This window comes from Streptomyces sp. NBC_00996, assembly GCF_045162675.1.
Classification (GTDB): domain Bacteria; phylum Actinomycetota; class Actinomycetes; order Streptomycetales; family Streptomycetaceae; genus Streptomyces.
Map to the genome: position 1 here is coordinate 756,283 of NZ_CP108723.1, position 13,570 is coordinate 769,852.

Consider the following 13,570-nt stretch of genomic DNA (forward strand, 5'->3'; position numbering starts at 1 on the left):
TCGGCAACCGCATGATCGGCCGGCACGGACGAAAGGGCCGCCAGGAGCGGCGCGCCTCCGGCACGGCGCGCCGGCCGCAGGCGCGCAGCCCCGGGTTCAGCCGCCCAATGCCGCCTGGACCACCGCCTTGGCCTCCTCCTGCACCGTACGCAGGTGGTCCGGTCCGAGGAACGACTCGGCATAGATCTTGTAGACGTCCTCGGTGCCCGAGGGCCGTGCCGCGAACCAGGCGTTGGCGGTCGTGACCTTGATGCCGCCGATGGGCGCGCCGTTGCCGGGGGCGTGGGTCAGCACCGAGGTGACGGCTTCTCCGGCGAGGGTGTCCGCGCCGACCTGTTCGGGGGAGAGCCGGGCGAGGAGGGCCTTCTCCTCGCGTGACGCAGGGGCGTCGATGCGCTCGTATGCGGGTGCGCCGAAGCGGTCTGTGAGCGTGGCGTAGTGCTCGGACGGTGTCCTGCCGGTGACCGCCGTGATCTCACCCGCGAGCAGCGCCAGGACGATGCCGTCCTTGTCGGTGGTCCACACCGAGCCGTCCCGGCGCAGGAAGGAAGCCCCGGCCGACTCCTCGCCACCGAAGCCGAGCGAGCCGTCGGCCAGTCCGTCCACGAACCATTTGAAGCCCACCGGAACCTCGACCAGTTGACGGTCCAGGTCGGCCGCGACCCGGTCGATCATTCCGGACGACACCAGGGTCTTTCCGACACCCGCGTCCGCGGGCCAGCGGTCGCGGTGGGAGTAGAGGTAGGAAATGGCGGTGGCCAGGTAGTGGTTGGGGTTCATCAGCCCCGCGTCCGGTGTGACGATGCCGTGCCGGTCGGCGTCCGCGTCGTTGCCCGTCGCGATCCGGAAGCGGTCGCGCTGTGCGATGAGCGACGCCATCGCGTAGGGCGACGAGCAGTCCATACGGATCTTGCCGTCCCAGTCCAGCGTCATGAAGCGCCAGGTCGGGTCGGTGAGAGGATTGACGACCGTCAGGTCGAGTTCGTGCTGCTCGGCGATGCGGCCCCAGTAGGCGACCGATGCCCCGCCCAGCGGGTCGGCGCCGAGAGGCACGCCGGCGGCGCGGATCGCGTCGAGGTCCAGCACGTTCGGCAGGTCCAAGACGTAGGTTCCGAGAAAGTCGTACCGGGCGGTGCTGGAAGCTGCGAGGGCCCGGACGTAGGGAAGGCGGCGCACGTCCTTCAGTCCGCCCGCGATGATCTGGTTGGCGCGGTCCTGGATCCAGGAAGTCGCCTCGGAGCCGGCCGGTCCGCCGTTCGGCGGGTTGTACTTGAAGCCCCCGTCGGCGGGCGGGTTGTGGGAGGGGGTGACGACCACACCGTCCGCGAGGCCCAAGGAGCGTCCGCGGTTGTGGGTGAGGATGGCGTGTGACACCGCCGGGGTGGGTGTGTAGCCGTCCGCGGCGTCGATGAGCACTGTCACCTCGTTGGCGGCGAACACCTCCAGGGCGGTGGCCTTCGCGGGCTCCGACAGCGCATGGGTGTCGGCGCCCAGGAAGAGGGGACCGTCAGTGCCCTGGCCGGCCCGGTATTCACAAATGGCCTGACTGGTCGCGGCGATATGGTCCTCGTTGAACGCGGTGTCCAGTGACGACCCGCGGTGTCCGGACGTGCCGAAGGCGACGCGCTGGCCCGGTTCGGCGGGGTCGGGGTGAAGTGCGTAATACGCGGTGACCAGTCGGGCGACGTCGACGAGATCCTCGGGACCGGCCGGCCTGCCCGCTCGCTCGTGCACCATGTGCCCGCTCCTCCACATCAGTTGACCGTCCCTTGCGGTCCCATCTTTCCCTGTCATGACCGCAGTCCGCGAGTGCCCCACCGCGGGGCGAAGCCCGGGGATCAGGACGAGCGTGCCTGCACCCGGTAGGAGCTACGGCCGCGACCGGCATCGGACGCGGGTTCGGGAACGGTCGCTTCGGGAGCGGTCGCTTCGGGAACCGCCGGTTCGAGCAGGGACGGTTTGCGGAGCAGCAGGAGCGCCGCGTCGTCGTGCAGTCGGCCGCCCACATGCGCCAGCAGTTCGTCGTGGAGCGCGGTGAGGGTGCGTGCCGGCTCGTCGGACACGTGGCGCGCCAGCCCCTCGGCGAGCGGGTAGAACTCCCGGCTGTGGTTGCGGGCCTCGGTGACCCCATCGGTGTAAAGCAGGAGTTGATCCCCGTCCGCGAAGGGCAGCACCTGGAGGCTGGCGGTCTCGCCCGTGAGGGCGCGCAGTCCCAGGGGCGGGGCCGGATGGGTGGGTTCCACCGCCACGACGTTTCCGGATTCGCGAACCAGCAGCGGAGGCGCGTGTCCGCAATTGACCACCTCCAGATGCCCCGACTGCGGGTATCCGGCGACTACGGCGGTGACGAAGTCGTCGAACTCGAGGTTGCGCGCCAGACTCCGCTCGATCCTGTCGACGACGGCGAGAAGATCGGGCTCGTCGTAGGCGGCCTCACGAAAGACCCCGAGCACAAGTGCGGCGGTCCCCACGGCCGGCAGGCCCTTGCCGCGGACATCGCCGACGATCAGCCTGACCCCGTACGGGGTGGGCACCAGTGCGTAAAGATCCCCGCCGATACGAGCCTCCGCCGCCGCGGCGCTGTAGCGGACGGCCACCCTGAAGGGCCCGACAGCCGCCGGTATGGGCGTGAGAAGCGCCTGCTGGGCAGCCTCCGCGACCGAGCGGACGGCGGCGAGCACCCGTTCACGACGCCCGCGCAGCGCGCTGGCCAGGCCACTCGCCACGGTCACGGCCACCACGGCGGACAGTACGGCCGCCAGCTCGCGTCCCGGAGCGGCGTCCCGGGTTCCGAGCATCGCGCCCATCACCGCGGCGAGGAGACCGACACCGAGGACTCCGCGCGGCCCGCTGGTGGTGGCCGCCAGCGCGGGCCCGGCGGCGAGCAGTGGCAGCCAGATCATCCCCGCTCCGCCGACGAGGTCGACAAACGCGATGACGGCGACGATCAGCACGGGCAGTACCGGTGCACCGACGGCCAACTGTCCTGCGACACGCCTACGGGCCGACGCCCCGGGACTGACCACTCGCTTCCGGCACGGCCGTATCGGCCGGTGCTCGCCACCGTGGTCTCGGGCCTGACTCATGGTCTGTCTGCAGTCCTCACCTGGGCGCGGGGCGCATTCCTGAAATGCCTGGTTCATCCAGGAAACGTCCTATGCTCCGGCGCCACAAGAACAGGATTTTCAGATAGTGAGCGAGAGGCCCCTGGTCACACGATTCGCGGTCGGGAGCAGCCGCGCCCGGAGCTCCTCAAGCCGGGAGAGCCGTTCTGCCGGCATGGAGAGGCCGAGCGAGCCGAGCGTGTTCCCGCTGTAGACGGGCACGGCGACGCAGACCGTGCCGAGGGCGTACTCCTCCAGATCCGTGACGGCCGGGGCCATGGGTGAGGAGTCGAGTCGCCGGAGCAGTTCCGGAAGGCTGGTGATGGTCCGTGGCGTGAGGTCGGCGAGGTGATGCCGGGAGAGGTAGTCCATGCGGGAGTCCTCGTCCAGTTCGTGCAGCACGGCCTTTCCCAGCGCGGTGGCGTGCCCCGCGTCCTCCATTCCCACCCAGAGATCGACCCGGGGCGCCCGGGGTCCGTCGACGATCTCGGCAACCCGGATCTCGCCCTCCTCATAGAAGGTGAGGTAGGCGGCCGTCGCTAGCTCGTCCCGCAGAGCGGCGAGCGTGGGACGGACCCGGCTGAGCAGCGCCTGCCTGCCGCCCGTGACGCGCAGCCCCTGGAGCTTGTCGCCCAGAATGAACCCGCCGTCGTCCAGCTTCCGTACGTACCCGTCGTGCACCAGCGTCCGCAGCAGGTGATAGGCGGTGGCCAGGGGCAGCTCCGTCTCACGTGCCAGCTGCTTGGCCGGCGCGCCGTTCTCGTGTGCGCTCACCGCTTCCAGCAGGCGGAAGGCCCGCTGTACGGAAGTGATGAGCGTAGGGCCGTCGTGAGAACCCATAGGACCAGCGTGCGCCGGGCGCACGGCACAAGCAAGGCGCGCGGCCCTCGGCAGCTCCGCGCCACCCGCGCAACGCGGTGGTGCCGACCGCGAGGGGCGTGGCCGAACGTGCGGATGTGCAAGCGACGGGTCCGAGGCCGGGGCAGGTCACCCGGTCGCCCGGGCCCCGAACGCAACAGGACGTCGATCCGCGCACCGGGCCGACAACACGTGGCTCCCTGACATGCCACCGCCGACAACACGGGGGCCCTGACATGCCGCCGAGTGGAGCAATGCCCCGTACGCCGTGCCGGAGCACAGCAGGCTGGTCCTCTTGCCGAAATCCGTGCCGGGAGTCCCGTGTGTGCAGGCTGCGTCAGTCGAACCGTCAGGTGCGTCGTCCGCTCACAGGCCCCGCCTTGGGACACCTCGTCCGTACGGCGGTATCCGGGCGCAGGAGGGGCCAGTGAAGTGGCCGGGCCGCGCCACGCAAGCAGGTCACCGTGAGCCTCGGCCGGGCGGCGGCGGTGAGGCATTGCCGGCACCACCGGCATGGATGCGCTGGATGCCCGTTTTCTACGTCGCGGCCGTCCTGGTGATCGAGCCCGTCACGCCCGTGGAATGGCCCGTGAGCTTCCTGCTGATCGCTCTGCCACTGGTGGCCGCCTTCGCGCACGGACCCGCGGTCGTCGTCATCACCACCGCGTTCGCCATCGTCTTCGAGGCGATCCTGGCCGGCACCCCGTGCTGCGCGGGCCGTTCAGTCGGGTATCTGTGGGACCGCCACTATGTGGCGATCTACTTCTGCACCGCTCTGGTCGGCACCCTGGGAACCGTCCTTGCCACCCACCGCACACGACGCGAACGCACCCTCGCCACCGTGCGCTTCGTGGCCGACATCGCCCAACGCGTCCTGCTCAGGCCGCTCCCCCACCGGATCGGCAACATCCTGGTGGAGAGTTTCTATCTCTCGGCCGCCGCGGAGGCGCGCATCGGCGGCGATCTCTACGAGGCCGTGCCCACCACACACGGGGTACGTCTGCTGATCGGGGACGTACGCGGCAAGGGCCTGCTCGCCGTGGAAACCGCCGCCACCCTGCTCGGGGCGTTCCGCGAAGCGGCTCACGACGAGCCCGACCTCGCCGAGCTGGCGGGCCGGGTGGAGACCAGCATGGGCCGCAGGGCCGCCCAGCTCCCCGGCAGCGATATGAGCGAGCGCTTTGTCACGGCCGTCTTCGCCGAGATCGTCGCCGATTACCACCTCGTCCGCATCGTCAACTGCGGTCACCCACCGCCGCTGCTCATCCGTACGGACGGAGTGAGCGAGCTCGAGACATCCCGGTCCGCGCCGCCCCTCAACCTCGGCATGCTCGTCGGGGAGCCGTACCACGTCGACGAACACGCCTTCCGCCCCGGCGACCAGCTGCTCCTCTACACCGACGGCATCACCGAAACCCGCGACCCGGCCGGCTCCTTCTACCCGCTCATCCAGCGCGTCCGCTCCTGGGGCCCCCTCCCGCCCCGACAACTCCTGGACCGCCTCCATCACGATCTGCTCGCCTACAGCGACAACCGCCTGCACGACGACACCGCCGCGCTCACGGCGTGCCTCCTCCCCGAAGAGGCACCACCACCGACCTAACGGGGCAAGCGGCCGAAGACCGGCCGCGCCCAGAACGGCGGATCCGGAGCCTGCACCGGCTGCCGTACGCCCGTAGCGCCCCGGGACCCCAGCTGCACCCGTGCATCCTCCCCCACGCCGGCACCGCCCGCAGCGGCCCGCATTGCCGCCACGAACTCCAGACAGGAGTCGTAACGGTCCTCGGGAACCTTCGCCAGAGCCTTCGCCAGAACACTGTCCAATGCAGGCGCGATCCCGGGCCGCTTCTCACTCAGCGCAGGCGGCTGATCGTATTGATGTGCCCACAGCAGCGCTATGTCCTCATCCCGCTGGAAAGGCGGACCGCCCGCAAGAGTTTCGTAGACGACACAGGCAAGGCTGTAGAGATCGCATCTGCCATCCACTGGACGTCCCGAAATCTGCTCCGGTGCCACATAGTCGAGTGTGCCGACGAACTCACCCACCGTCGTGAACCCGGTCAACGACAAGGACTTCTTCGTCAGACCGAAATCCGTGAGATAGACGTGCTCAGGGTGATCACTGTCGGTGCCCTGAGCGACCAGAATATTCCCCGGTTTGACGTCTCGGTGCACCAAATCATGCCCATGAGCCGCGTCAAGCGCCGACGCCACCTGAGTGGCAATACGCAGCGCGGTTTCCACCGACAACGCCCCGTCCCGGTCGAGCAGAGCGCGCAGGTCCAGACCCGACACATAGCGCATGGCGATATACAGGACGCCATCCACCTCACCGGCCTCAAAGATCGGCACAATATGAGGATGGTCGATCGCGGCGGCCACACGTGACTCATGCGTAAAACGACGCCGGAACGTGTCATTGCGGGCCATCTCCGGGGCGAGCAATTTCAACGCAACCGTGCGCTCCAGACGCAAATCCCTCGCGCAATACACAACGGCCATACCCCCACGGCCGATCTCACGCTCCACGCGGTAACCCGCAATCTGCGCGCCGATCAGCCCCGAAGGCCGACCCGAATACGAACTCGTCCCGTCCCGCCCCGAATCCATCGCAGATCACCCCCGTTCCACCGCGCGACAATCGTGAACAAAACCGGTCGCCCGCCCGCATCCAATTCTATCCGGCCACCCGCCCAACCGTCCGATCAGCCTTTTTGTTCGGCGAAGCGACCGGGAGACGCGCCGATCGTCAGTCCCAGAGTTTGTACGTCACTTCCCGCTGCTGCAGCCGCGGCGGCGTATTGTCGGTATAGATCAGCCGGAGCCGGGTGAAATGCTGCAGCCCAGGATGCTTTCGCCAGGTCTCCGGGCGGTCGAGCCGAACGGTGACAGGGAAGGTGTGGAATTTCCCGGCGGCGCAGTAGGGCAGACAGTCGTTCACCGCGTCCAGTCCGCTGCCCACCGCGGACGTCCGCCCCCAAGTGGACCAGCGCAGTGCCGTCAGGCGGTTGTTGCCGTCGCCGCAGGCCAGCAAGAAGTCGCCGGGCCGTATCTGCGCCTTCGAGAAGCAGTCGACCGCCACCACCCGAGCTTGTGCAGGCGATTCCGCGGAAGCGGACGCCGGTACCAGTGCCCCTGCCAGCGCCGCGGCGGCGCACAGCAGAACCGCCGACTTGACCTTTCGTTTCTGCATGCCGGCTCCCCAACTGCCTCATTGCCAGCCCACGCGACCCTCGGTGCACACCTCATCCGCCCGCGCTCGGCGGTGGACGCGCCAGGAACAGTGGGCCCGGGACAACGGCGCCTCATCCAGCAATTGCTCCTCACTCGACGCTACGACTGCGTCCCGAGATACACCACCCGAACAAGCCGGACCACGCAGAGGCCCAAGTCGACAGCGGTGCCCGCGCCGAACTGGCTCCCGTGCCGGGACGCGCGGTCCGTCCTCCATTCAGCCGCGTTCCACACCGGTTTTCGGCGGAATCCTCGTCGTGCGGGACCTGCACCCCCGTAAGGCGGAGCAGGCGATTCGCGAGACGCGCCGCTTCGGTTCTCTGACTCTCGAGCACAAAACGTGTGTTATTCATCCATGCACACACATACGCGGCGCACCTTGCTCGGTGCCTCGATCGTGGCCGTCGGCTCGGGAGTCCTGTCTGCCTGTTCCGGGTCGAGCTCCCCCACAGAGACCGACCCCCACCCCGGGGCCGGCTCCCCCTCGGCGTCCGGAGCCCGTCCGGGGCCCGGATCCCACCCGAGTACCGGTTCCCACTCGAGGACCGAAACGGCCGGGCACGGCGACAGGGGCTTCGTCCCCAAGGGACCCAAGGGATACGTGAACCCGTCCGACCCCGAGGTCATCGCCGTCGAGAAGGCACGCGGGCCCGGCCCCGTCCGCACCTTCAGGCTCACCGCCGCCGAGACGTCCCTCGACCTGGGCGGGCGGACCGTCAGGTCATGGGCGTACGACGACACACTGCCCGGCAAGGAGGTGAGGATCACCGCGGGTGACATCCTCGATCTGACGCTCGCCAACCACCTACCAATGTCGACGACGCTGCACTCGCACGGTGTCCGTATGCGCTGCGACAAGGATGGAGTACCCGGTCTGACCCAGGACTCCATCAGGCCCGGCGCGGACTTCAGGTACCGCTTCGCCGTGTCACACCCAGGCACGTACTGGCTGCATTCGCACTCGGGCATGCAGCTCGACCGCGGCCTGTACGCCCCGCTGATCGTCGAGGACCGCAGGGAGCCCCTGTCCTACGACAAGGAGTGGGTCATCGTCCTGGACGACTGGGTGGACGGCGTCGCCGGCTCCACTCCGGACGGCGTACTCGAGCAGTTGCGCCACGGCCACGGTGCGCCAATGGGCATGGACGAGGACAGCGAGCGTGACGGACCTGGCCACGACAGGTCCGGCGGCCCCTCCCGCGTCCTGCGGAACTCCCACAGCCGCATCCTGCGCAGCGAGGGTGGCAGTGTCGACTACCCGTTCTACCTGATCAACGGCCGCCTCCCGCAGGCTCCTACGGTTTTCCGGGCCCGCCCCGGGGACCGCATCCGGCTGCGCATCATCAACGCCGGGGCCGAGACGGCCTTCCGTGTGGCGCTGGGCGGCCACGAGATGACGGTGACCCACACGGACGGGTACGCGGTCGAGCACAAGAAGACGGACGCACTCCTGCTCGGCATGGCCGAGCGCTACGACGTGCTGATCACCGCCAAGGACGGAGTGTTCCCGCTGGTCGCGCTCGCCGAGGGCAAGAACGCCCGAGCCCTGGCACTCCTGCGCACCGGCGGCGGGGCCAGCCCTCGGGACTCCGTGCACCCACGGGAGCTCGACGGCCAGATCGTGCCGGCCCGACGCCTCGTGCCACACGAATCCGTAGCCCTCTGCGGACGCAAGCCGGACCGCGAGCTGCGCCTCAGGCTGACCGGCAACATGAGGAAATTCGACTGGAGCTTCGACCACCAGCCGTACTCCCTCGACCGTCGCCACCCCGTCCGGGAGGGCGAACGGGTCCGCCTGACCCTCATCAACAGCACCGACATGTGGCACCCCCTGCACCTGCACGGCCACACCTTCGCCCTCAAGGGCATCGACGCAGTCGGAGCCCGCAAAGACACGTCTGTGGTACTGCCGCACCGCAAACTCGTCGTCGACTTCAACGCCGACAACCCCGGCCTGTGGATGCTCCACTGCCACAACCAGTACCACTCCGAATCCGGCATGATGACCATCCTCGGCTACCGAAAGTGACGATGATGTCGACCAGCCGCCCACCGCCGCCTTCGTAGCCCCGCAATGGGCTTACCAGCCTCCGGAGTTGGTATGAAGTTGGTATGAAAACCTCCCCTTGTCGCGCGCAGAGCGTGGGGGGTGTCACCAGCTCCGGAGGCACCGGAGAAGCTCAAGAATCGAAGGCGTGAACGACGCCTCGCCGCACGTCTCGCCAGGCACACGGCCACAGACCTCTCGTCGCACGCAGCGACGAGGAGCGAGGCCACTCGCCGCTCGGCGCCCCGATCATGGATAGGGCATGCAGGCCGAGCAGGCGCCAATCACTCAGCGACGAGCGGGAATTGCACGCAGTGCGGTAGCCAACTTCTCGGGCCCCGCGGGCCATCTGCCGCGCTTGACTTCCGCGCGATCTTATGCGTAAGTTAGAAGCGAATTGAACCAAATGTCCGTCTTTCACCTGGTGAGACGAACAATCTCAACACGCGACCGACGATCCACCCGGTGGTCGGTTGCACGACGGACGAACGCCCCGCCGCGGGGACTGCCGCATTGAGCAGCCCCGCTGGGCCCGATGCGGCGCATTCAGCGCATGAGTCGGCGACGGCAACTCCCGTCACTTTCAAGGCCGATGTACCGGATCCCTTTGCGAACGTATCAGCGCCTTCCCGGTGCTCACGTCGCCGCGACCGTGCGGGGCTGGGAGCCGTCAACGCTCCCGGGAAGGGGAACACCATGCGGGTAACAACATCAACAGCTTTCCGACTGTTCGCCAGCCTGTTCGCTGCCCTGGCTCTGGCCCTGGGCGGAGCGGGCGTCGCCGGCGCCACCACCTCGAACCACCACGATTCGTCCGACGACTACTGCAGCAGCAGTTACTGGGGCGGTCATGGATCGTGTGACAACAACGACCACGGTGGGTTCAACAACGGTGGGCACGACCGCGGTGGGCACGACAACGGTGGACACGACAACGGTGGGCACGACAACGGTGGGCACGACAACGGTGGACACGACAACGGTGGACACGACGGCGGTGGACACGGTAACGGTGGACATGGCAATGGTGGACACGGCGGCAATGGTGGACACGGCGGTGGCGGTGGACACGGCGGCGGCGGACACTGACGCTTGATGTTTGACGGCGAGTCAACTCGGCAAAGCCAGTTGGACTCTCCCCGGTAGCCCCGCGTCGCCACTGCTGCGCGGGACTACTTATGCCACGCATAGGTGGCACCCCCACAGCGGTGGCCGGGCACGGGGAATGTACTCGGATCCCCTGGGATTCGAACGAGGGGCCGGAGTCCTCAAGACTCCGGCCCCTTCCCATGGCAGCGCGATCCAGACGTTCACCGTCCACGGTGATGTCGACTGCTTCGTTGTAGAAGGCAATGAGCGGTTCGCTGCCGGCCACTGCGGGCAGCGGGTGCGGACAGCTGCGGGCAAGGTTCGGCGGGCGGCGGCCTCGGTCTGCCGGGACCAGTAATCGGCGGTGCTCTTGCACGGGCAGCCGCTGGTGTGGTCCGTGGGGACGAGCAGATCGAGGCGGACGTCCTCGCGCGGGATGTTGTCGCGCACAGGCAGACCGGTCTCGAAGAGCAGCACGGGGCGGCTGGTGTCCGCGACGATCGTGCCGTTGATCTCCACCTTGACGTGCCGACTGCTCGGCAGCGCGTCCATCCGCTTGTGCGGGTCGCGGGGGTGGATGAAGATCGATCTTCGAGCCGGAGTGCTTGCCCAGCGGTGGGTTCCTGGCCGCGCGCAGCAGGTCGGCCCGGATCTCCTCGCAGGGAAAGGCGTACAGCGGGACCGGCCGACCGGGCTCCCGGACAAGCACCGGATGCCTGCTGTCGACGACGGTGATGTCGCCGATGCGACCACGGACCCAGCGTTCGCTCGGCTCCCACAGCATGCCTTCCGGCGTCGTCCTGACGCGCCGTGCTGTGAGGAATGCGCTCATGACCGGCTCCCTTCGTATGTGCCCAAAGGGTGACCATGGCGTAGGCGATGCCGGACCCCCGGGCCGCGCCCGGGGGGTCCGCACCGTCACCCGTACGGTCACGCATGGGGTACGGCGGCCACGCGCCACCACGCCCGCCACCTGCGGTTCGTGAACGGGTCCGTGGTGCAGGTGTTGCCCTCCGGAGCGCGTTGTGACCTAATCGGAGAACCCGCAAGGCGGATCTTGGCAGTGCCGGTGCCGCGCCGGAGGGAGCGGCTGACATGCACGGGTATGGAACCGGAAACGACGACGGAATCACCGCCGCGCCGGGCGGGCTGCTCGACCTGTTGCAGGTCGCGGCCGTGGTGCTCGACAGCGACGGGCGCATCGTGTTGTGGAGTCCCGAAGCCGAACAACTGCTCGGATATCGGTCGGAGGAGGCTCTGGGCCATGGCGCCGACGACCTCTTGGTGTCGCCCGACAACCGGCAGCGGGCGCGCGAGCTGTTCGCACAGGTCCGGTCCGGAGCCCGATGGGCGGGTGTCTTCCCCCTGCAGCACAGGGACGGCACCGAACGCCCGGTGGAGTTTCGCACTATGCGGCTGCGCGACAGCCACGGGCAGGCCCACCTTCTGGGCCTGGCGGCGGACGCCACGACGGTACGGCGCGTGGAGCGGGACCTCGCCCTTTCCCACAGTCTGGTCAATCAGACCCCGGTGGGCATCGCGGTCTTCGACACCGATCTGCGATGGGTGGGCGTCAATCCGGCCATGGAGCGGATCAACGGTCTGCCCGAGGAAGCGGTGCTGAGACGCCGTATCCGGGATGTGCTGCCGGGTCTGGACGCGGACACCATCGAGTCTCGCATGCGGCTTGTCCTGGCCAGCGGAGAATCCCTGTTGGACCAGCAGACCGTCGGCAGGACGGCGGCCGAAACCGAGGACCGTGCGTACTCGGAGTCCTACCACCGCATCGAGGACGCCCAGGGCCGCGTCCTCGGGCTGGCGGTTGCCGTCATCGACGTCTCCGAGCGGCAGCAGGCCGCGGCCGAGGTCGCCCGGGCCCGTGAGCGCCTGTCCGTGATCGCGGACGCCGGTGTCCGCATCGGCACCACGTTGGATCTTCAGCAGACCGCCCGGGAACTGGCCGACGTCGCCGTACCGGAGCTGGCGGATCTGGCCGCCGTCGATGTGCTCGAGGCGGTGGTCGCCCGCGGCACCACCACCGCGGTCATCGGTGACGCCCACGCCGAGTTCCGGGCACTGGCCGTATCGGCCGGGTACCTCACGGACGCCATCCACGCCGCGGACCCGGTCGGTGAGCTGGCCACCTACGGCTCCACCCGGATCATCACCCAGTGCGTCCGGGAAGCCAGGCCGGTCCTGGTGGAGCGGGTGGATTCCGCGATGCTGCGACGGATAGCCAGGGACTCCCATGCCGCCCAGATCCTGCGTACGGCAGGCGTCCACTCCTACCTGGCCGTCCCGCTGGTGGCCCGGGGCGAAGTGCTGGGCACGCTCAGTCTGTACCGCACCATCAACCCCCGTTCGTTCAACGAACAGGACCACATCCTCGCCTCGGAACTCGCCGCCCGTGCGGCGATCTGCGTGGACAACGCCCGGCTGTACGGACGCGAGCGCACCGCGGCGCTGACCCTCCAGCGCAGTCTGTTGCCGGTCATGCCCGTGGACCACGAGGGCCTCGACATCGCCGTCCGCTACCTTCCGGCATTGAGCGAGGTCGGCGGAGACTGGTACGACGTACTGCACCTGAGCGGGGGGCGGACCGGTCTGATCGTCGGCGATGTGATGGGCAAGGGCGTCCAAGCCGCGGCCATCATGGGACAGTTGAGCACCGCCACGCGAGCGCTGGCCCGTCTCGACCCCTCCCCCGCCGAGCTGTTGCACCATCTCGACGGCATCGCCGGCTCCCTCGGTGACACGATCGCCACCTGCGTCTATGCCGTGTGCGACCCCCGACGGGGCACCTGCGAACTGTCCAGCGCCGGTCACCTCCCGCCCGTCATGATCCGTCCCGACGGCAGTGCGGAACTCCTGGACGTCCCCGGCGGCGTACCCCTCGGCGTCGGCGGCGTGCCCTTCGGCACCATGGAGCAGGAACTGCCTCCGGGCTCCTTGCTCGCCCTGTACACCGACGGACTGGTCGAGAGCCGCAGCCAGTCCATCGACGTCGCGCTGGAATCCATGACGAGGATCCTTCAAGGCACACGGCAGTCCTTGGAGAGGACCAGCGACATGCTGCTCGGCACGTTGCGCCCCGATCCCGACGACGATGTGGCGCTCCTGCTGGTCCGCACGCTTGGCTGAAAGCCGCCAGCGGCCGGGGGGCGAGGGATGTCGGCTCCCGTGACCGACACCTGGCGCACGTCGTAGCGGATTCTGCGAGTCGGCTGTCCGCGGCCTT

At 68.6% G+C, this 13,570-nt stretch carries 9 protein-coding genes and 1 pseudogene; 3 read left to right on the forward strand and 7 right to left on the reverse strand.

Going from position 1 to position 13,570, the window contains the following annotated elements; all coding sequences use genetic code 11:
* Positions 1–96 precede the first annotated feature (96 nt).
* The 3 genes from pgm to OG390_RS03890 form a co-directional block, all read right to left on the reverse strand.
* Positions 97–1,737: a phosphoglucomutase (alpha-D-glucose-1,6-bisphosphate-dependent) gene (gene pgm, locus OG390_RS03880; RefSeq protein ID WP_406164994.1), complete on the reverse strand. Its 1,641-nt coding sequence runs from the start codon at positions 1,735–1,737 to the stop codon at positions 97–99.
* A gap of 101 nt (positions 1,738–1,838) precedes the next feature.
* Positions 1,839–3,086, reverse strand: coding sequence for a PP2C family protein-serine/threonine phosphatase (locus OG390_RS03885; RefSeq protein WP_406164995.1), 1,248 nt, complete (start codon positions 3,084–3,086; stop codon positions 1,839–1,841).
* Positions 3,087–3,185: 99 nt separating this feature from the next.
* A complete protein-coding gene (locus OG390_RS03890) occupies positions 3,186–3,944 on the reverse strand; it encodes an IclR family transcriptional regulator (protein ID WP_406164996.1) in 759 nt (252 codons plus the stop codon).
* 535 nt (positions 3,945–4,479) lie between these two features.
* On the opposite strand from OG390_RS03890, the gene OG390_RS03895 reads away from it, so the two are divergent.
* Positions 4,480–5,565: a PP2C family protein-serine/threonine phosphatase gene (locus OG390_RS03895; RefSeq protein WP_399089734.1), complete on the forward strand. Its 1,086-nt coding sequence runs from the start codon at positions 4,480–4,482 to the stop codon at positions 5,563–5,565.
* Here OG390_RS03895 and OG390_RS03900 read toward each other — a convergent pair.
* Both OG390_RS03900 and OG390_RS03905 read right to left on the reverse strand, forming a co-directional pair.
* Positions 5,562–6,572, reverse strand: coding sequence for a serine/threonine-protein kinase (locus OG390_RS03900; protein ID WP_406164997.1), 1,011 nt, complete (start codon positions 6,570–6,572; stop codon positions 5,562–5,564). The two genes, OG390_RS03895 and OG390_RS03900, sit on opposite strands and share 4 nt — an antisense overlap.
* A gap of 139 nt (positions 6,573–6,711) precedes the next feature.
* On the reverse strand, positions 6,712–7,155 hold the full coding sequence (locus OG390_RS03905; protein ID WP_406164998.1) for a hypothetical protein: 444 nt from the start codon (positions 7,153–7,155) through the stop codon (positions 6,712–6,714).
* Positions 7,156–7,551: 396 nt separating this feature from the next.
* Here OG390_RS03905 and OG390_RS03910 point away from each other — a divergent pair, with 396 nt between their 5' ends.
* The gene (locus OG390_RS03910) at positions 7,552–9,225 is read left to right on the forward strand and encodes a multicopper oxidase family protein (RefSeq protein WP_406164999.1); all 1,674 of its coding nucleotides are present in this window, start codon (positions 7,552–7,554) and stop codon (positions 9,223–9,225) included.
* Positions 9,226–9,954: 729 nt separating this feature from the next.
* On the opposite strand, the gene OG390_RS03915 is transcribed toward OG390_RS03910, so the two are convergent.
* Positions 9,955–10,329 carry a hypothetical protein gene (locus OG390_RS03915; protein WP_406178345.1) on the reverse strand — a complete coding sequence of 125 codons (375 nt, stop codon included), beginning with the start codon at positions 10,327–10,329 and terminating at the stop codon, positions 9,955–9,957.
* A 211-nt stretch (positions 10,330–10,540) separates the two neighbouring features.
* A pseudogene (locus OG390_RS03920) lies at positions 10,541–11,164 on the reverse strand (DUF427 domain-containing protein); the annotation flags it as partial.
* A 263-nt stretch (positions 11,165–11,427) separates the two neighbouring features.
* Here OG390_RS03920 and OG390_RS03925 point away from each other — a divergent pair.
* Positions 11,428–13,473: a SpoIIE family protein phosphatase gene (locus OG390_RS03925; RefSeq protein ID WP_406165000.1), complete on the forward strand. Its 2,046-nt coding sequence runs from the start codon at positions 11,428–11,430 to the stop codon at positions 13,471–13,473.
* Positions 13,474–13,570 lie beyond the last annotated feature (97 nt).